Source organism: Phormidesmis sp. 146-33 (assembly GCF_052939515.1).
The window spans coordinates 34,580-53,864 of record NZ_JBJPHU010000032.1; the positions used below are offsets into that span (position 1 = coordinate 34,580).

General features: G+C 49.8%; 19 protein-coding genes and 1 tRNA gene. 10 read left to right on the forward strand and 10 right to left on the reverse strand.

Going from position 1 to position 19,285, the window contains the following annotated elements; translation table 11 throughout:
• The first annotated feature begins 36 nt into the window (after nt 1-36).
• The 4 genes from ACJ2PR_RS14915 to ACJ2PR_RS14930 all read left to right on the forward strand — a co-directional run bounded on the left by ACJ2PR_RS14915 (nt 37) and on the right by ACJ2PR_RS14930 (nt 4,189).
• The gene (locus ACJ2PR_RS14915) at nt 37-993 is read left to right on the forward strand and encodes a DUF1517 domain-containing protein (protein ID WP_446859608.1); all 957 of its coding nucleotides are present in this window, start codon (nt 37-39) and stop codon (nt 991-993) included.
• A gap of 108 nt (nt 994-1,101) precedes the next feature.
• A complete protein-coding gene (locus tag ACJ2PR_RS14920) occupies nt 1,102-1,551 on the forward strand; it encodes a tetratricopeptide repeat protein (protein ID WP_446877573.1) in 450 nt (149 codons plus the stop codon).
• Between the two features lie 233 nt (nt 1,552-1,784).
• A complete protein-coding gene (locus tag ACJ2PR_RS14925; protein WP_446877574.1) occupies nt 1,785-3,848 on the forward strand; it encodes a cation:proton antiporter domain-containing protein in 2,064 nt (687 codons plus the stop codon).
• Nucleotides 3,849-4,009: 161 nt separating this feature from the next.
• Nucleotides 4,010-4,189: a hypothetical protein gene (locus tag ACJ2PR_RS14930; protein ID WP_446877575.1), complete on the forward strand. Its 180-nt coding sequence runs from the start codon at nt 4,010-4,012 to the stop codon at nt 4,187-4,189.
• A 116-nt stretch (nt 4,190-4,305) separates the two neighbouring features.
• Here ACJ2PR_RS14930 and murI read toward each other — a convergent pair whose 3' ends face one another.
• From murI to ACJ2PR_RS14955, 5 genes are all read right to left on the reverse strand, one after another.
• Nucleotides 4,306-5,229: a glutamate racemase gene (gene murI, locus ACJ2PR_RS14935; protein WP_446877576.1), complete on the reverse strand. Its 924-nt coding sequence runs from the start codon at nt 5,227-5,229 to the stop codon at nt 4,306-4,308.
• A 31-nt stretch (nt 5,230-5,260) separates the two neighbouring features.
• On the reverse strand, nt 5,261-7,030 hold the full coding sequence (locus ACJ2PR_RS14940; RefSeq protein ID WP_446877577.1) for an N-acetylmuramoyl-L-alanine amidase: 1,770 nt from the start codon (nt 7,028-7,030) through the stop codon (nt 5,261-5,263).
• A 684-nt stretch (nt 7,031-7,714) separates the two neighbouring features.
• Nucleotides 7,715-9,160, reverse strand: coding sequence for a cation:proton antiporter (locus ACJ2PR_RS14945; RefSeq protein ID WP_446877578.1), 1,446 nt, complete (start codon nt 9,158-9,160; stop codon nt 7,715-7,717).
• 183 nt (nt 9,161-9,343) lie between these two features.
• Nucleotides 9,344-10,156, reverse strand: coding sequence for a carbon-nitrogen hydrolase family protein (locus tag ACJ2PR_RS14950; protein WP_446877579.1), 813 nt, complete (start codon nt 10,154-10,156; stop codon nt 9,344-9,346).
• A 177-nt stretch (nt 10,157-10,333) separates the two neighbouring features.
• A complete protein-coding gene (locus tag ACJ2PR_RS14955) occupies nt 10,334-10,495 on the reverse strand; it encodes a hypothetical protein (RefSeq protein ID WP_446859600.1) in 162 nt (53 codons plus the stop codon).
• A gap of 379 nt (nt 10,496-10,874) precedes the next feature.
• Between ACJ2PR_RS14955 and ACJ2PR_RS14960 the strand changes: the two genes are divergently transcribed.
• The gene (locus ACJ2PR_RS14960; RefSeq protein ID WP_446859599.1) at nt 10,875-11,348 is read left to right on the forward strand and encodes a hypothetical protein; all 474 of its coding nucleotides are present in this window, start codon (nt 10,875-10,877) and stop codon (nt 11,346-11,348) included.
• Between the two features lie 59 nt (nt 11,349-11,407).
• Here the strand turns inward: ACJ2PR_RS14960 and ntcA are convergent, their stop codons facing one another.
• Complete coding sequence (ntcA, locus tag ACJ2PR_RS14965) at nt 11,408-12,079, reverse strand: global nitrogen regulator NtcA (protein ID WP_446859598.1); 672 nt, start codon at nt 12,077-12,079, stop codon at nt 11,408-11,410.
• A gap of 515 nt (nt 12,080-12,594) precedes the next feature.
• Nucleotides 12,595-12,666 (reverse strand) — tRNA-Gly (locus ACJ2PR_RS14970).
• A 154-nt stretch (nt 12,667-12,820) separates the two neighbouring features.
• Here ACJ2PR_RS14970 and ACJ2PR_RS14975 point away from each other — a divergent pair.
• From ACJ2PR_RS14975 to ACJ2PR_RS14985, 3 genes are all read left to right on the forward strand, one after another.
• Complete coding sequence (locus tag ACJ2PR_RS14975) at nt 12,821-13,318, forward strand: hypothetical protein (protein ID WP_446870844.1); 498 nt, start codon at nt 12,821-12,823, stop codon at nt 13,316-13,318.
• Nucleotides 13,319-13,409: 91 nt separating this feature from the next.
• The gene (locus tag ACJ2PR_RS14980) at nt 13,410-14,300 is read left to right on the forward strand and encodes an alpha/beta fold hydrolase (protein WP_446870845.1); all 891 of its coding nucleotides are present in this window, start codon (nt 13,410-13,412) and stop codon (nt 14,298-14,300) included.
• A 221-nt stretch (nt 14,301-14,521) separates the two neighbouring features.
• Entirely contained in the window at nt 14,522-15,607 is a 1,086-nt protein-coding gene (locus ACJ2PR_RS14985; protein ID WP_446877580.1) for a tetratricopeptide repeat protein, read from the forward strand.
• 69 nt (nt 15,608-15,676) lie between these two features.
• On the opposite strand, the gene ACJ2PR_RS14990 is transcribed toward ACJ2PR_RS14985, so the two are convergent.
• On the reverse strand, nt 15,677-15,934 hold the full coding sequence (locus ACJ2PR_RS14990) for a hypothetical protein (RefSeq protein ID WP_446877581.1): 258 nt from the start codon (nt 15,932-15,934) through the stop codon (nt 15,677-15,679).
• A 32-nt stretch (nt 15,935-15,966) separates the two neighbouring features.
• The gene (locus ACJ2PR_RS14995; protein ID WP_446859593.1) at nt 15,967-16,197 is read right to left on the reverse strand and encodes a hypothetical protein; all 231 of its coding nucleotides are present in this window, start codon (nt 16,195-16,197) and stop codon (nt 15,967-15,969) included.
• A gap of 639 nt (nt 16,198-16,836) precedes the next feature.
• Between ACJ2PR_RS14995 and ACJ2PR_RS15000 the strand changes: the two genes are divergently transcribed.
• Both ACJ2PR_RS15000 and ACJ2PR_RS15005 read left to right on the forward strand, forming a co-directional pair.
• On the forward strand, nt 16,837-18,324 hold the full coding sequence (locus ACJ2PR_RS15000; protein WP_446877582.1) for an ATP-binding protein: 1,488 nt from the start codon (nt 16,837-16,839) through the stop codon (nt 18,322-18,324).
• 62 nt (nt 18,325-18,386) lie between these two features.
• A complete protein-coding gene (locus ACJ2PR_RS15005) occupies nt 18,387-18,860 on the forward strand; it encodes a CRR6 family NdhI maturation factor (RefSeq protein ID WP_446870850.1) in 474 nt (157 codons plus the stop codon).
• Between the two features lie 84 nt (nt 18,861-18,944).
• Here the strand turns inward: ACJ2PR_RS15005 and ACJ2PR_RS15010 are convergent, their stop codons facing one another.
• Nucleotides 18,945-19,199: a hypothetical protein gene (locus tag ACJ2PR_RS15010; protein WP_446877583.1), complete on the reverse strand. Its 255-nt coding sequence runs from the start codon at nt 19,197-19,199 to the stop codon at nt 18,945-18,947.
• Nucleotides 19,200-19,285: the final 86 nt, after the last annotated feature.

Consider the following 19,285-nt stretch of genomic DNA (forward strand, 5'->3'; position numbering starts at 1 on the left):
TGTCTGCGTTGAAACAAGCTTGATAGGTACAGAGCTATGAACCAAAAAGTCTCTCCGTTGATTAAAAAACTATTGAAACCCCTGATTGCGATCGCCCTCATTCTTACGATCGCGCTAGGTCATGCCGATGGCGCTCTGGCTGCTAGAAGCGGTGGACGAATCGGGGGTGGCTCATTCCGGGCACCCAGCCGAACTTATGCGCCTCCTAGCCGGACTTATGCCCCTCCAGTCGGAGGTGGTTATGGTGGCGGTTATTATCCCGGTGGCGGTGGATTTGGGCTGCCCTTCGTCTATTTGCCCTTCTTGGGTGGCGGCGGTGGCGGGCTGTTTTCGCTGCTGATCTTCTTTGCGATCGCCAGCTTCCTCGTCCGTAGCTTCCGACAAAATCGTGAAGATGCCGATGAGTTGAACTACACCAATCCTGCTGTGTCGATCGCTCGTGTCCAGGTCGGTCTGCTGTCAGAAGCTCGAAATCTACAAACAGATCTCGATCGCATTGCCCAAAAAGCAAACACCGATTCTTCTGAAGGGTTGGCTCAAGTTTTACAAGAAACGACACTTTCGCTGTTGCGTCACCCTGAATACTGGGCCTACGGTGGCGAAGAGTCTCAACAACTTCGGTTAGAAGCGGCCGAAAATCAGTTCAATCGTCTGGCACTGTCTGAACGCAGCAAATTTACAGCCGAAACCCTGTCTAACGTCAACAATCAGCTTAAGCAAAGTAGCGCGTTGACGGTGGCGGAGAAAGGCGCACTGGCAGAACAAGACCCCGGTGAATACATTGTGGTAACGCTGCTGGTTGCGACTCAAGGCAAATTGGAACTTCCCAAAATTAACAGTTCTGAAGATCTGCGAAAGGCATTGAGTCAGTTAGGGAGTGTGTCGAGCGATCGGCTAATGGCTCTCGAAGTGCTATGGGCCCCCCAAGCCGAAGGCGATGTCTTGACTCGCGATGATCTGCTCACCGAATATCCTGATCTCAAAATGGTTTAACCCAATGATTTAACCCAATGGTCTAACACGTAGACTAGAAAACCGATGACGGGCTGAATGTAGACTAACGAAAGGTCTGCGTTTGGCCCGATTCTTTTTTGGCACGTTATGGAAACCGTAAACTTATTGGCTGTGTTGGGGGTTGTGGCGATTGTGGCTGGTTTTGGCATTGGCTCGATGGTCTGGGCGTATGTCGGGTCAGGCAGTCGTCAAGTGCTGTTTTCGGAACCGATCGCGATCGACTTGTCACCTGAGACAGAGTCCTCAAAAGCATTTCAGCAAGGCTGTTTGAACTATCAGTCGGGACGATATCAGGCAGCGATCGACTCCTTTAGTCAAGCCATCCAACTTAACCCAACGTTTGCCGAAGCCTTTCACAATCGAGGTCTGACCTGGGCAAATTTGCGACGAGATGATGATGCCACGATCAACTTAGTCAAGGCGAGCGAATTGTATTTGGAGCGCGGCGATCGAGCTTCTGTCAGCGTCATCAAACAAAACCTGGAAGCCCTAAAAGCCAGAAAACTAGCGAGAGAGAAAGCCAAGCAGAAGGGTTAATTTCACTTTAATTCGATAAAGTTTCTCGATGCATTGTTCAGCACTTCTGCCCTCCCAAACTGCCAATTCTGAGAGATCAGACCAGGTTTCTGGTGCAAAAGCTTTCTTCTTGTGGAAAATTTTGGATAGATTACCTTAAGGGGGTTCAGTAAATTCACGTCACATTAATCTCGTTTGCCAGACTTCGGCTACCTACGTGGCAGAGACTTTAAGCTTTAGACCTTAGACTTAAAATGCTTCCCTGTCTGAAGTCTAGAGTCCAAAGTCCCATTCAGATCGACAGCGATCGTAAAGGAGTCTCAATGGCTGGAGAGTTAACGCTCGTTACTGACCTGGTGACAGTACTCGGAGCCGCCACCACTGGAGGATATATTGCTAGTCGCTTGGGACAGCCTGTGTTGTTGGGCTACCTACTCAGCGGCATGTTGGTTGGCCCGACAGGGTTGAAATTGATCACAACAGAAAGTGATATTCAGGTACTTTCGACGGTGGGAGTCGCCCTGCTGCTCTTTGCGTTAGGGGTCGAGTTTTCTTTAAAGGAACTTCTGCGAGTTCGAGCAATCGCTCTCGGTGGAGGAACCCTACAAATCTTGCTGACGATGGCGATCGGGGGAGGCGTTGCCTATCTCACGGGTTGGGTTGATACGATGCCCAAAGCGGTGTTTCTGGGTGCGGTGCTGTCGCTCTCTTCGACTGCCGTTGTTCTTAAAAGTTTGATTGAGCGCAATGAGGTGCAGACGGCTCACGGGCAGATCATGCTGGCAATCCTGGTCGTACAAGACCTTGGGCTGGGACTCATGCTCGCCGTTTTGCCTGCCTTAACTCAACCAGGAAACGCGATCGGACTTGCTGTTCTCAGTGCGATCGTCAAAGCCTTATTATTTATGGGCGGCGCAGTTCTGGCTGGGATTTGGGTGATTCCATTTTTGATCAAACTGCTGGTTCAGACGCGATCGCAGGAGCTATTTCTGTTAGGAATCTTAGTGATTTGCCTGGGAATTGCCCTCCTCACTTCCAGGATTGGGCTGAGTATCGAGATGGGCGCATTTGTCGCCGGATTAATGATTTCTAACGTCGATTATGCTGACCATGCCCTCGATCGCGTCTTGCCAATGCGGGATGTGTTTGCGACTGTTTTCTTTGCGTCGATCGGGCTGCTAATTGATCCAGGCTTTCTCATCGCTAATGTTTGGATTGTGATTGGACTGGTGGCGATCGCAATGGTTGGCAAAGCGGTGGTTGTGACAGCGATCGTGGCGCTATTCCGCTATCCGCTCAAGACTGCGTTGACAGTGGGGCTTGGAATTAATCAAATTGGAGAATTCTCTTTTGTGTTGGCGGGCGTGGCTCAAAGTCAAGGGCTTTTTTCATCAAGGCTCTACGGACTCACCGTTGGCACAACCGCAGTCACGCTACTCATCACGCCCTTTTTGCTCAAGACAACACCCGCCTTGCTGCTTGCATTAGAACGAATTCCAGGCATTGGGGCGAAAATCCGATCGGGTAAGCCCGCGCACATCGTCGGACTTGAGGAAGACCTCAGCGATCACGTTGTCGTAGCGGGATACGGCAGGGTCGGCCAAACGCTCGTGCGGATGCTCTACTTTCAAGGACACAAAATTCTAGTCTTAGACAACAACGAAGCTTCTCTACAAACCTTACGGGAGCAGGGCATTCCTTATTTATTTGGAGATGCATCCAGTCCGTTAGTGTTAGAAAAAGCCAATTTATCTCGTGCAAAATCGATGGCGATCGCGCTTCCTGACCCAATGGCGACTCGCTTAACCTTGCAGCGGGCCCTCAGCCTTGCACCAGACCTCGATATTACAGTTCGTGCCCATGTCAACGATGAATTTGATGTTCTCTATCAACTCGGCGCTCAAGAAGTCGTGCAACCCGAATTTGAAGCCGCCCTCGAATTAGGTGCACACATGCTGTTGAAGTTAGGAAATTCTGCCTATGCTGTCCAGCAAGTTGTCAACCGCTATCGCTCCGGCCGCTATCGTGACATTTTGCCAGAACGAGCCGAGTATTGGGGCGGCGGTGATTTTGACGCAGCGATCGAAGGTTTAGAGAAGCACTGGTACACGCTACCGACAGACTCGCCCTTAGTCGGACTTAGTTTAGCCAAAGCCAACATCCGCCGCCTCACCGGAGTCACGATCATGGCGATCGAGCGTCACAATCAACTCAACCGCTACCCATTAGGCGAAACGATTTTAGAAGCCAGCGATCGATTTTTAGTCGTAGGAGCCACCGAGGAGCATCGAGCCTTCAAAGCACTTTTGAAGAAGTGAGGTGTGAGATGTGAAAAAAGTAAAGGGAATTTGATATACATCTCATCCCTCCTCGCGAAGCGGATTACCCCCAAAGGGGAACAGATCATCGAAGTTCTCCCTCATCCTCATGTGAGTTCGATGAAATCTTTCACTGCGGTTGTTAATCTAACGTGAATTCGATGAAATCCCTCGCTGTGGCGATCACTCCAGGCAGCCCCCTAAATCCCCCAAGTTTGGGGGACTTTGAGCAAGAAATCCTGTCCGAAAGTCCCCCAGATTTGGGGGGTTGGGGGGCAGAAGCGTTAAATACCGAAGCGAAAAAACTCTATCGAATTCACGTTAATCTAGGCATCTCCTAAATCCCCTACGAGCCGGGGACTTTGAACCAGAATTCTTTTCTTAAAGTCCCCCAGAATTGGCAGCTTGAGAGGCAGAAGCCGTGAACAACGAAGCAAAAACTCTCATCGAATTCACGTTAAACCTCAGACTTGACCATCGTCTGACGAGTCACTTCTGGCAAACTGATCTGCTCAACGATCGGCGTACAGCCCAACCACTGACGAGAAATTTCCACAAAAGGCTTGGGCGAACCGCTGACGCAAAACTGAGTGGGCATCGCAGGGCGAGTGTGTTTCAGTCCTAATAAATCTAATTCTTGGGCCGCCGCAGCGATGACGTGAACCGCCGGATCAATTAACTGAATCGATCGCGGCAAAATGGCCTTTAACACGGGAGCCAAATGCGGATAGTGGGTGCAGCCATAAATCAGCGTATCGATTTGCTGTTCGAGTAATGGCGCTAGATAGGTTTGAGCAATGTGATAGGTGTAGGGTTCGTCAATCCGATTTTGTTCGATCAAGGGCACAAATTCGGGACAGCCCACTTGCCAAACTTCTGCGGTCGGATCGACTTCTAAAATTGCTTGACGATAAGCATTACTGGCTGCCGTCGCAGGCGTCGCAATCACCCCAATTCGCTTCCCAACTTGAACCGCCGCTCTTGCCCCCGGCAAAATCAAACAAACGATCGGTAAATCTGGAAACTCAGAGCGCACCTGCTCGATCGCCAACGCAGAACTGGTATTGCAAGCCACGATCACCATTTTTACGCCTTTGTGCGTCATCCAGGTGAGAATCTCCCGCACATACTGCACGATTTGACTGGGAGATTTTGTCCCGTAGGGCAACCGCGCCGTATCGCCAAAATAAAGCACCGACTCAAGAGGCAACTGACGGTAAAGCTCTCTCAACACAGTTAAGCCCCCGACACCGCTATCAAAGATGCCAATGGGGGCGTTACTGGAAGGTTTTGGGTCTAAATTAAAATTGGCTGGTCTGCTTGAATTTAAATCTTTGTTTGAATGACCGGACTGTCCCATTGTTGAATTTTGACTCCTCACACACACACTCCTTAATCTATCGCCAAGCAAATTAACGCATGTACTGTAGAATACCGCGAGCGATCGCTTCTGCCATCTGTCTGCGATAACTTGCTGTCGATAATTTAGCAGCATCGTCGCGTCCTGTCACAAATCCGACTTCAACCAGCACCGACGGCATCGAGGTTTTTCTCAACACATAAAATCGAGCCTTGCGAACGCCGCGATCTCGGACACCTGTACCCTGCAACACACTGCTGTGAATCGATTGAGCCAACCCCAACCCGCTATCAAAGTAGTAGGTTTCAAGCCCGCTGATATCCGGTCGGCTCATGCTGATTGCGTTGGCGTGAATGCTGACAAATAGAGTGGCGTTAACTCTTTCGGCCAGAGCGACGCGAGGTTCTAGATCGAGATCAATATCGTTCGATCGCGTCAAAACTGCCTGCACGCCCTGCTGTTCTAAAATCGCGGCGACTTGTCTGCTGATGTCCGTAACGATTTCTTTTTCCTGCAAGCCTCCAATTCCCACGGCTCCCGGATCAGGGCCGCCATGACCTGGATCGATCACCACAACCCGCCGTCCGTTGGGCACTCGTGGCACCGTTGGAATCGGATTGGTCGCAGGCGGCACAGGAATCGTAGAACCCGGTGAACTGCTCGGAGGTGAAACCGCAAATAGCCCCGATCGCCGTAGTTGTAGGGCAAGCAGTTGCCGACTCGGTTGATTGATATCGCCAATTTGTACCCCGGCCGCTGGAGACAACAAAATCGCCACCGTACGGGCATCTTCTTGTCTCAGCCGCACCTGTAATAAAGGACTGTTGGCAGAAAGGCTCGGCCCGCGCACCGATCGATCCAACTGAGCCGACGGAACGGTGATGCGGTAAGAACTAGAAGCCCGATCCCATCCAGAGGTATAGGTGATGGGACGATCAGCCCGAATCAGAAGTTGGCGACTGCCCTCATCCAATTCGACCGCTTGAATGGTAGCCACGCCGCCCTGATTTTGAGCGATGGGTGGCGGACTGTTTGGCGGATTGCTCGGTTGAGGCGTGGAGGCCGTCCCCAACTGGGGCAACAACACTAAGCCATTTGTCCCGCTGGGAGTTGCCTGCCAATCAGCGCTATTGGGCGAAACGGTCAGCGTCAAACGCACCACAGAAGCCTGAAGCTGAGACACTTGAAGCCGACTTGCCCCATTGCGATCGCTGATAAAGTTGCGAGAAGTCAGATTCGGCGAAAGGGCTGACCCGTATAGATCAATAAACATCTGTCGCCGATCGCTGCTTCTGATCGATCGCACTTGTGGAGTGCCCCCCGTCATGCGGATAAAAAACCCATCCGGAGTCGGCTGCACGTTTTGAATAAACGATCGGGTGCTAACACCGGGACTAGAAGAAATAGGCGACTGAGTGGGAACCGTCACAGAATTGTCAGGCGCGCTGGCAGTCCTGTCTACTTGCGGCGTGGGTAACTGGACGCTCCACTGTTGAGGTGTGGCCCCGCGAAATTTGACCTGGCTGGGGTCGATCGTATAGCCCGATGCCATCTCAACGACAATCCGCGTCGTGCCGCGATCGAACTGACCCACCCGCACCGACTTGATCGCCCCACTGTAAGATTCTGTGACGGCGGGGCGACCCAGTATGACCCCTGGTAAATCAATCACCAATCGAGTCGGATTTGCAATCAGTTGGGCCCTGGGCTGCACCCCATTATCAGTTGTAAACTCTAAGCGATTTTGACTCGAATCAAACCGCCAAAACTGTAACCTTGCGGCCTCAGCAGCCGAAGGAAATAGAAATAGAACAAAAGGCAAAAGGTAGAAAAAAAAGTAGAAATTTAGCCTTCCTTTTTTTAGGTTCCTATTTTCTATTTCCTGTTCAAATACGTTGCGTTTCAAAGTCATCGCTCCTTGTTTGCCGCGCATCGCGATCGGGTTAGAAAATCACCACAGTTCCTATGATTAAGCACATTTTCAAGCAGACAAGAAAGGGCCGGGTCAGAAAAAACCTTAACCCCGCCGTTAAATTGAATCACCATCAGACGCAGACTATTAAACATTAGACACTGGACTTTAGACCAACCGCTTGAGGTTTTGGATCATTTCGCAAAGAAGTTCGATAGTAAACATCCAATCAGATCTAAAGCCCAATCTTTTTGACTTCTATTTTGCCGTCGTTGCCTATTTAGTCTTCTCCGATCGTCCCCTCTTTTCTGGAAAATTCTGCTTTATTCAGTAGAATCTTTTGCACCCTTGAATTTGGCAGACGCAGATCTCAGTTCTCAAGTTTCGGAAAGTATTTATAGAATTTTGAGCAGAGTAATCCTTCAGCATGAAATTTTTAAACGCCTGCCAGTTAGTATGACCGCCCATCTATCTCGTTTGTGAACTTAGATTTAGGCTACAGCATTCTAATATAGTTGCCTTCTTTGGAATATATTTTTTCGGCGATCGCCTGTCCGTATCTTTACGCAAGCGATCGCCGACTAGTTTCACATATCAGGACTGTGGACGATCACCCACCGCGTCTTCGATCAGCCCTTCAACCGCCGAAACTTCGCCCGTCAAACCTTCTGAAGACGCTTCTTTAGAAAACACGACGCGCAGCAGGGGAGGTGCAATAAATGTGGTGAAAATCACCATGACCACGATCGCCGCCTGCAATGACTCCGACAACACGCCGCTAGTCGCCCCAATCGCCGCAAACACTAGCCCCACTTCGCCTCGCGGAATCATCCCCACGCCGATCGCCAGTTTGTTTAAGTCTGGCTGACCCCACAGCGTAAAGCCCGTCACGACCTTGCCTGCGATCGCCACGATGATGAGAAAGGTCGCCATGATCAAGCCTTCCCGATTGCTGGCGACAAACGGATTCAAGACGCTCACATCCGTGCGGGCACCGACGACAACAAAGAAGATTGGCACCAACATATCGGCGATCGGCTCGATCTGTTCTCTCAGTTCTTTACGCTTCTCGGTGTCCGCTAAAATCAGCCCCGCCGCAAACGCGCCCAAAATCGCCTCAAGCTGAATCACGACTGCAATGTAAGACAGCAAAAACGCAAAAACCAGGGAGACAATTAACAACTGTCCACGAGTTCTCAATTCGTTGACCAGCGAGATCAAAAACGGATTGAGCAACAGTCCCAGCCAGAGACTCCCGACCAAAAAAACTGCTGCACTGATAATCAGATAGACAATGTTGCCTACCTGCACTTCGCCTGTTTTAGCTAATCCTGCAACCACCGCCAGCACAATAATCCCTAGCACATCGTCTAAGACAGCCGCCCCAACAATGATTTGACCTTCTTTAGAACTGAGCCGCTGAAGCTCGGACAAGACTCTCGCTGTAATGCCAATGCTGGTCGCCGTCAGAGCCGCCCCCGCAAAAATCGCTGGAACTGCTGGAACCGCAAAAATCGTCATCAATCCCGCTGTCCCCATCGCAAACGGCAGCGCCACCCCAACGCAGGCCACGATCGCCGCCTGTGGGCCAACTCTCAGCAATTCTTTGAGATCTGACTCTAGCCCAATCTCAAACAGCAAAATCACAACGCCAATCTCTGCCAACACCGAAATTACTTCACTCTGGGCAGCAAAGGTAGCATTTAACTCAGCAGGACTGACGTGAGCCGACATCTGAAGCATTTGCATGATCAGAGATCCACTCGCGTTGCTTCCTCCGGTTGAAAACACTAAAAGATGGAGGGCAGAAACCCCGATCGCGACTCCTCCGACCAACTCTCCCAACACCGGAGGCAGATCAATGCGGGCGCAAATTTCTCCCCCAAGTTTGCTGGCTAGATAGACAGCGACCAAACTCAACAGCACGCCTGCCAGCACGAGAGAAGGATTTTCAGTCTCGGCGGCAGTCGCCAAAATCGGAGGGATGACAAAAACAGAATCGTAAATAGAAGCCGTTATCCAGGCGAAGGGATCGATCATGGTTCACTCAAAATCGTCCCTTCCAATGGTACAAGCTTCTTTACATTGTGGAGTGTGGAGTCAGGAGTGTGGAGTCAGGAGTGTGGAGTCAGGAGTGTGGACTGAGGAGTGAGGACTGAGGACTGAGGAGTGAGTGAGACAAGTCAAAACCCATTCAGAACTCATTCAAAAGTCCTTACTGCTCTAGACAAAGACTCGGTGTTGGAGAGAGGGCATTTGGCGGCGGACTTGTTCGAGACGGGCGGGTTCGATCGCCGCGATCGCCACTCCTGGTGTGTCGCCTGCATCTGCCAAAATCACGCCCCAGGGGTCAACAATCATGGCGTGACCGTGGGATTGACGCAGCGTATTGTGTCGTCCGGTTTGAGCGGGGGCAATCACATAACAGGTATTCTCGATCGCTCTCGCCTGTAGCAAAACCTGCCAATGATCTTTGCCCGTGTGTGCCGTAAACGCTGCGGGGACAAACAACACCTCTGCTCCCATCTGTGATAGTTGACGATATATTTCTGGAAATCGCACGTCATAGCAGACTGACAGCCCCAGGTTGCCTAGCTCTTTGGTCGGGTAGACGGGCGGCATTTTCAAGCCAGCAACGACCATCGACGATTCGCGGTACGTGTTGCCGTCGGGCAAATTGACATCAAAAAGATGTACTTTTTCATAGCGAGCAATTTCCTGACCATTGGGGGCGACCAGCAGGGCGGTGTTGTAGACTTTACCGTTGCCAACCGGGACAGGGTAACCGCCGCCCAAAATCGTGACTTGAAAACGCTGCGCCATTGTTTTGAGAAACTTTTCGCTCTCTTGAGCAATTTCCTCAGACTGGGCTAGTTTTGCCTGCTCGTCTCCCAAAAAAGAAAAGTTTTCTGGCAACCCAACCAGTTCCGCTCCTCGACGCACCGCGAGATCGATTAGTTCTTCTGCCTGCGCCAGATTCTTGTGTAAATCGGGCAGACTATTCATTTGAATTGCAGCAGCCAGGTAAGACTTCATGGGTTTAGCTCAAAATAGCGGGTAGGTAGAAAAAGCATTTTAAATCTTGAGCCGTCCCCTAATTGCAATAAAATTTTGCAGATGTCATCTAACAAAAGCATCAGGCGATCGAGACTCTCGACCTACTCATACTTTAAAGCCACAGAAAACCCATTGATCCCTGCTTTTTGTTTTGAGTTAAGCGTCTCCTTTGACCAACGTCCGGATTAGTTGCCAACCTGTCCAGCCGATCGCTGAAACCAACACTACCAGCATCACCAGAGACAGCGCTGAAAAAGGAGCAATCAGCATCATCAGCAGCAGCCCCAAGAGTAAAATCATCACGATCGAATTGTTCACAACGAGCGTCTCCCAATTTAGAATCAGGTTCAGTTTAATCAAGAGAGCTAACTCAATGCCTCTAGCGATAGCAGCATTTCTGTCGCGTAATTGTTGTGAACATATGAAGAAACTTTTTGATTTATAGTCTTTTGCAAATCTTCTGAAATCACTGAATCTTCTCAAGGCGTTTGGGCTAGTGAGAATCGCAAAATCAGAAAGCGATTGCCTTCTTTTTGACCAGATTGAACCATAAAAGTTTGCGCTATGATAGCGAAGCTATTCCCTTGGATAGAACCCTTTGATGGTAGGAATCTTTAGCCATCTAGCGCAGCCTCACACAAGGGAATCAACGCTCAATCATCCATCCCTTTTGGAACGCAACCCCGGTGAGAACCCTATGGAAGAGTGGCAAAAAGATTTTTCTGAACTGTTAGAAACGATCGCGGATCACATCGAAGGCTTCTTTGTTGAAGTGTCGAGAGAAGTGACAGAAGTGGTCAACGTGTTTGTAGAGCTTTCTGACGAGCTTTCGGCACAGGCACAAAATACCTTTACAGATGAGATTGACCAATACATTAATGAGCTAGTCAACCCCGTTTTAGAAGCCTATTTTGGGTTTGAAGGCATGGTCGGAGAAGCTGCCCAACCGATGATGCAAACTGTAGAACCGCTGCTCAACCAACACCCCATCTGTGTCGGCTGTCGTCACTATCATGGGCAAGCCTACAACGGCAACGTGCTAGTCTGCGGAATGCACCCCTACGGCGTGGGAGAAGGACTAGACATCTGCCCTGATAAAGAATTGACCCGCTGGAAGTCACCCTACCTCAATTCAGAAGGTCAATTTCTATTTAGAGAAGACGATTGGTAATAGGCGAGGTGTGAAGCCTGAAATTTGTACGCCTTCAGGCTTCGCCGACTGGCTAGCGATCAGGTAAACTGCTGACTCAAGGTGACTGGATTGTGGACAGTGATCTTCTTTTTGTGAATAGAGATCATTTTGTCCTGTCGCAAGTCTCCCAGCAGACGAGTCACGGTCACCCGCGTTGAGCCGATCGCTTCTGCAATGGCTTGATGAGACAGCTTGAGGTCGATCGTGATCCCTTCTTGACTGGGCAGGCCAAAATCGCGACAGAGAATCAGCAAGAAACTCACCAGACGCGACCCCATATCTCGATGCGCCAACGTTTCGATCATCATTTCGGTTTGTAGAATTCGAGACGACAGCCCTCGCAGCATTAGCAGACAGAGTTCGGGGTTGTCTTTGAGTGCTTTTTCAACCTGCTCAATTTGAACAGACAGCAACTCAACCGATGTGAACGCAACCGCATGATAAAAGCGATCGGCGCGTTGCCCGGTGATCAGTGACAGTACCCCAAACACGCTGTTTTCTCGCAGTAAGGCAACCGTAATCTCCTCACCCGCCTCATAAACTCTCGAAAGCTTGACGGCACCTTTGACTAAAAAATAAACTCGTTCTGCGGGGTCGCCTGGAAAGAAGATCGTTTTGCCTCGCTCAAACGTCTCAACGACAGGTGGAAAGGCACCGCCCCCAATCTGGCGAAATAATGCTGCAAGTGGTCGCTCTTTGGTCACTACCATGTTCCTTGTCGAACTCGTGCTCTTAAACTCTCTTGATTGACCTGGCAACGGTTTTTACTTGGCTGTCAGATGATCTGTAAGAGATTGATGACTTTAGAACACTTAAACTTACTCTTCAAGCAGTTTTTGTGCTCGATACTACACTATTCTGCCAGGTAGTTGAATTTTTGCAGGGATTGAGCTAAGTCTCTAACAATTGCTTAAGGTTTGAGCTTAAATTCGTCGTTCATCTGAAGATTTTTAAGATCTGTTACCCATCTTAATCAGGCTGGAAGTCAATAGATTAATCAATAGATCGATTCAAAGATCAATTCAGTAATAAGCTTGTCAAAAAGTACGTTGTGAGTTGAAGATTTCAGAACGATGACCGTGTTGAAGAGCGGTATTACCCAGCGTCAAGGAGCTTAATTTACCGAAAGCTCTAGAGACTTTTAGGGTGCTGCCTTTTAGTCGAAGACATTCAACTCTTGCATTGAGAATTCATCAATCTGGGATTAAAAAATTTTTAATTAAAAAGCGGGTAACGCGATTCGAACGCGCGACATTCACCTTGGCAAGGTGACGCTCTACCACTGAGCTATACCCGCAAAATTCGGACAAGTTCTACTATTGCAGATACTCATAGAGATGTCAAGCCTGAAAAACCAAAAAGCCGGAAATCAGGAAATCGCATCGCTTCTCAGCATATAGGATGTAGAAGGATGAAAAAAGAACATCCATACTCCTTACCTCCTACTTTTTATGGTTCAATACACGCTTGCTCAAAGTCCCGAAGTCATTCTCACGGTCTCTGGTAAGGATTCTGCCAAAGCTCGCGAGAAGGCAATGGATCAACTGATGGAACTAATGGATGACGGCAAACTGCCCACCGAGCTAACGGATGGCTTTGGGCCGCAGCACTTTATCGAAATTAAAGATCAAGGCGCGATCGCTTCCAGTGATGAAGATGCCCTCAATCAAGCCGTTCAGGTTCTTAGCAGTCTGGCAACCCTCAAACTCAAGGCTCAAGAATCACGCTCTGAAGCGCTGCAAGTTCGCGAACAAATCGACATTCTCTTTACGGATGAGCTAGTCAGCGAAGAAGAAATCAACAGCCTCAAAGAAGGCTTCAAGGTTCTCAAAACCTATGCTCAGACCAACATGCGCTACCGAGAAGCTCGTTCTCAAGCCGAGACCGCTCGCGTTGTTCTTGACCAGGCGCTCCAGTCGCCATCAGAGCTAAAGAAATCAGGAAAGTAGGTGGCTTTAACTCAGAACGCGCTGGACGCTGAAAATTTAGACGTGAAATATTATGATGGAGAAGTCTTAAGAAAACTTCACAAAACGAACCGTGACAGTAGAGCAACTTCCGACTCCAGCAACTTTTGAGCGACAAACTTGGGAATGGCAAGGGCATCAGATTCGCTATGTGTCTATGGGGACAGGCCAGCCTTTGGTATTAATTCATGGATTTGGGGCCTCAATCGGACACTGGCGCAAAAATATTCCCGTTCTCGCTGAGGCTGGCTACCAGGTGTTTGCTCTCGATCTGCTGGGGTTTGGCGGTTCCTCAAAGCCTGAATTGGACTATAACCTGGAGCTTTGGGTCGAGTTGATCCGCGACTTTTGGGCCGCCAAGATTCAGCAGCCTACCGTATTTGTCGGTAACTCGATCGGCGGCTTGCTCTGTCTGATGCTGTTAGCCGAACATCCCGAAATCTCGGCTGGGGGCGTGTTGCTCAATCCTGCTGGAGGACTCAATCACCGACCTGAAGAGTTAAATCTGCCATTGCGGATGATCATGGGTACTTTCTCAAAAGTTGTGAGTTCTCAAGCGTTTGGGCCATGGCTCTTCGATCGCGTCCGTCAAAAAGCTCGAATTCGCAACAGTCTCAAGCAGGTTTATCGCGATCCTGATGCAATTACAGACGAGTTAGTCGATCTGCTGCACGAGCCGTCTTGCGATCCGGGTGCCCAAAAAGTGTTTGCGTCGATTCTCTCGGCTCCGGCTGGCCCTCGACCAACGGAATTGTTTCCTAAAATTAAGGTGCCGCTGTTGGTGTTGTGGGGCGAAGCTGATCCCTGGACACCGATCGCAGGCGCTGAGATTTATCGATCGCTCACTGACACCCATGATGTGCAATTTGTCGGCATCCCAGATACGGGGCACTGTCCCCATGACGAACGCCCCGAAGTCGTGAATGCCCAAGTGTTGGAATGGTTGGCCCAGAAAAAACTCTGAGGACGACACTGAGAACTTTATAAAGACGGATGCGGGAGGTGAGCGTATTTACGGATTAGCCTTGTCAGAAAAAAAGTTAGCCTCGGAACCGATAGGCTGATCAGATTTGAGATTGCAGGCTGGGGCAGACGAGACGCATCTCTGACCCTGCAACATTCGATCTGCTGAACCCTCAGTCTTGTTGGAAGAATTCAGCAAAGCGAGTTTAGAGGCGTGTACTTATGAGTGACCGGAATCAAGCACACGGTCAAGTGGAGAATGTGGGAGACGATCGCGAAACCATTTCTCCAGACATTCAGCCTTGCGATGCGACCCTGATTCAATCAGCAGACGTTCGTAAATCAGAAGCCGATCGCTTGCTCAGAGAGGGCATCGAGCAGCATCAAGCGGGACAGTTTCAACTCGCGCTTCAGCGACTCCAGCAGGCCCAAGCGATTTATTTGGAGATTGATGATCAGCAGGGCGTTGAGAAGGCTTTGGGCAGTTTGGGAATGGCTTGCTATAGCGTGGGAGACTATGCTGAGGCGATCGATTATTCTCAACGCAGTCTGGGCTTGGCTCAAAAAATCAAAAGCTACCTCAGTAGCGTCAAAGTGTTGGGTACGCTGGGCAATGCCTATCGTCACCTGGCAGATCACCCCAAGGCGGTTGAATATCAGCAGCAAAGTCTGACCCTGGCGCGAGAAATTCACGATCGACGCGGAGAGATGGCTGCGCTCAACAATTTGGGGCTGGCTTACAAAGCATCTGGTGATCATCAAGGTGCGATCGACTGTGAGCAGCAAGCATTACTGATCGCTCAAGAACTTGCAGATCGGCACGTCGAAGGGCAAATTCTCAAAAATCTGGGAAATGCCCACTATGCGCTGGGAAATTATGACCAGGCGATCGACTACTACAAACAGCGATTGAGACTGGCGCAAGAGATTGACGATCGTCGTCTAGAAGGTCAGGTTCTCAGAAATTTGGGCAATGCCTTTTATGCAGCAGGCGATCACAAAAACGCAATTTTTTACAATCAACAGCGGCTCTGTCTGGCGCAAGAAGTGGGCGATCTCCGAGCAGAAGAGCAAGCTTTGGGCAGTTTGGGCGTTTCTTGGGATGCGCTGGGTGAAAGCACTCAAGCCGTCACCTATCACGAACAGCGGCTGACGATCGCTCGCAAGCTTCAAGACCCTCGCCTCCAAGAACAGATCTTAGGAACGCTGAAGGTGGCTTACTATGCTCAGGGCGACTATGCAAAAGCGAATCAGTACACCGAAGAGCGATCGGCGCTGCTAGTTCTTCGTCAGAGTGAAGAGAGATGAAAGAATTTCGGGAGTGGCAATCCTTAGCACAGTTTTCTTGACGTTGTTCTTGACATTTAGAAGACGAATTTATTGACCGACGAGCAATTGGACTTCTGATGGCGCAACTTTTGTGTAGGCCTCTGCTGTCGGAATCAACGCCCAACCTGCCTGTCTTAGCCTTTGGTAAGTTGTCCAACCTTTTGACGCACCAGGGACTTGTAGATCTGGGACGCGGTATTGCGGAAAGGCAGTGTAAGGCATCCAGGGCTTGAGGGGCTGTTCTCTCAGATGTAAGATTTTGTTTCCTGACCCAAAGCCTGCCAGCCAGCACATTTGTCCAGTCATATTAGTTTCTCCTTACAGGTATATTTGTCATCTCACGCTGTCGGCTCGTCAGAGCGTCTGGGCTTTAGTAGCAGCCAGCTTGTGAGAAAGAACGCCGCCGTCAAAATCTGGAGCAGATCCAGAGGGGTCACCCAGGGATGAGAGAAAGCGGTTGCGCCTCGCTCGATCGCGCCAAACAACCAAGCAGGAATACACAAAATCCAGATCCACCGCTTTAAGCTGGTCAGCAATTCACTCACTTCGGGTGTGGGTTGATTGTTCATGGGGGTCACCAATTTCGTCAGACTAGAGGAAACTGTCTGCTGTCCATAGCCGTCTATAGAAGGTTGAGTTTCGTCCAAGTTGGGTCTAACGGGAGCGCTGAGAAGAACTTCACAGGTTTGCTATCCCGTTACGCCTAGAGTATGTAACTCTTTATTAAAGCTCATTGATAGATAGGCAGACTTATGCAGATATCTTCATTCTTCTGAAGAGAGAGGCGATCTTTTCGAGTTACCCGCAAGCACCTTGGATTGGACGGTGTGAGCAATCCGTCAACCAGGCAAGCGGCTTTATCTCAACGGGTAACGGTTGACTTTCTGAAATTTTCTTCATCATGAGCCGATCCCCGAAAAAGCGCTGAGGGAATTTACCAAAAATGTTAATTTTGCGTTGGTCATCAGGGTAACCTCTAGACATAGGAATCCCTCCCTACTTAAATCGAGACTGCCCCGATCGCTGACCTCATTTCTTCTATTACGTGGTTTTACCCTTGTCTCAGGGATGTTACGGAAAAACGTTCAGAAACTAGCAATTTTGGCAGATTGCGGCTAGATATAAGGGGTCAGATCGCCGTCAACGGCTGCCGAATCACAGTAGTCAATTTTACCGATTCAATACCGATTCTTCTCCCAAATGTCCCTATGACCTCCTTCGTGACTCCAGAGATTTCCCTTTACGAATTGGCAGCCAGTTCTGAGCAAACGCCGTTTGTGCTACAGACCAGCCCGGTCACCTTTAAGTCATTGGTGAGCAGCCTGATTGATTTGCTAGTCGAGCAGCAGATTTCGGCTTCAATTTGGGCAAAGATGCCTCGTGGGGAAGCTTGGCAAGCTGAAATCGATCGCTATCGTGAATCGGCAACGCCACCCGAAGCTGTTTACTTATTTAGAAATCAAAAAGAAGACGCTGCTGAAGAAATTGCGGATAGCCCTATGGCAGACGATGCGGGCCGTGTGACTCACGAGCATCCGGCGTTGTGGCGATCGCTTTCTGAGAGTCAGCTTAAGCGAGATTATTTTTTACTGATCTGGTCAAAACAGTTTTGTGGTCTGCTGGTGGCTTATCGCTCAAGACCTCAATCCATTCGAGTGGAGGGCGTTGAGGCAGGTTTGTTTGACACGGCGCAAGAAGAACCGACGGAGAAAAAGCAGTCGTTGTCTGTGTTGCTATCGATGGAGCCACAGACGATTCGCGAGTTTCTCGATCGCCTGACTCAGTTTGTAGACAGTTCGGATGCGGCAGTCTGGGAAACGCTAATCGCAACGTCTCAGCCTTCTAGCTTGAATCCGGGTCTGGTCGGGCAATTATTCACGAAGCAGATTCAGCGTCAAGAAGACCTCTGGCAGCGGGCGACCACTTATCGCAAACAGGCCGAAATGGCGCACCTGCTGCAATTGCAAAATGAGGAGCTTTTGAATGCGATTCGGCTGAAGGATGAGTTTCTCAATAATGTGGGGCAAGAGTTGAGAACGCCGCTCACCAACATGAAAACCGCCTTGACGCTCCTCAATTCGCCCAGTCTCAAACCGCCCCAAAAGCAGCGATATATGGATCTGCTGGTGAAGGAGTGCGATCGCCAAAGTTCTCTGATTACCAGCCTGCTCGATCTGGTGAGTCTGGATCAAATGGCAGAACAAACCACCATTCAAGCGCTTCGACTCAGCGATGTGGTGCCAGGAGTGGTCAGCACTTATCAACCATTGGCAGAAGAAAAGGGGGTTCGGCTGGCTTACACCGTGCCCGAAGAGTTGCCGCCTGTCTCTTGTCTGAATACGTGGCTCAAGCAGATTGTGATCAATTTATTGCACAACGGCATCAAGTTTACGCCGAGAGGCGGTCAGGTTTGGGTGCGGGCCAAGCAGCAGGGTGACTATGTGCAGCTTGAGTTTCGCGATACGGGCATTGGGATTGCGCCGAGCGAGATTCCCAAGATCTTCGATCGCTTTTATCGAGCCAGACAAGCGGTAGAAGAAGATTCGGGGGGAGCGGGGTTGGGGCTGACGATCGTTCAACAACTCTTGCTGCACTGTGGCGGTTCGATTTCGGTTAAGAGCAGACTGAGTGAGGGTTCGACGTTTAATGTGTTGTTGCCAATTTTTCGCCCACAGTCCGAGGTTGAGGAGTTTTGAGTCGTCTAGAACGGATGTCCCGTAGGATAATGGGTTAAGTTGTCTGACTGCAAAACGTTTTTATGCCTGTTATTCATCTCAATGCTGATCAGATCAATACGATCGATCTTTCTCCTGCGATTCAAGCGATCGAGCCGATGTTGTCTGAGGTGAGCGCTCATGAGCAGACGGTGCAGTTTGCGATCGACTATCCGCTAGAAGCCGGAGATCCTAGAGAGCTACCCGAAGTGCCCGAAATTCGTCTCTGGTTTATTGGGTTGGATGCGCTTTATCCGTGGTTGCCGTTTTTGTTGGACTGGAAGGCGGGTGAGTTTGTGCGCTATACGGCCATGCTGGTGCCGCATCAGTTTCATCCCAAAGATGGCATTCAGTACAATCCTGAAGCACTGGAAATCTATGTGATGCATAAAACCTTTGTATTGCTCAACTGGCTCAAACAACAGGGGATTGAGGGCAATTCTCGACTCAAAGCAATGACTCAAATGCTGGGCTACGACATTGACGACGGCTTTTTTGATCTGCTGTCTGGACAGTAAGAATATTTGTGGGGATCAGCATTAGCTGGGTTTGATAGCTTGATACCTGGATAGATTGTGGCTTGCTGACCCCAACCGCATAGGTTATTTTCTTCGACGCGACTCTTGTGGTATCTGCTTGGCAGCACGCTGAGTTTTAGCGATCGTGACTCGAAGTGCTGCGATCGCACGAATCAGACTCGCGGTAGCGTTGATGGGCTTTTCGGTGGTGCCGAGAAACAGAGTCAGGACAAGCACCCAAGAGAGCGGATTGGTTGGGTCAATCGGAATTTGAGGTAAGGACGTTGGGAGTTGAGGCTCGATCGATTGGATAGGCTGGGTGGATTGAAGATTCATCATGGTTGAGTTGCCTCGTATTGGGTTGATGAATCTAGTAAAAGATTTGGGGGATCTCCCAAGGCAAGAGCAAAAAATAATCCTCGAAA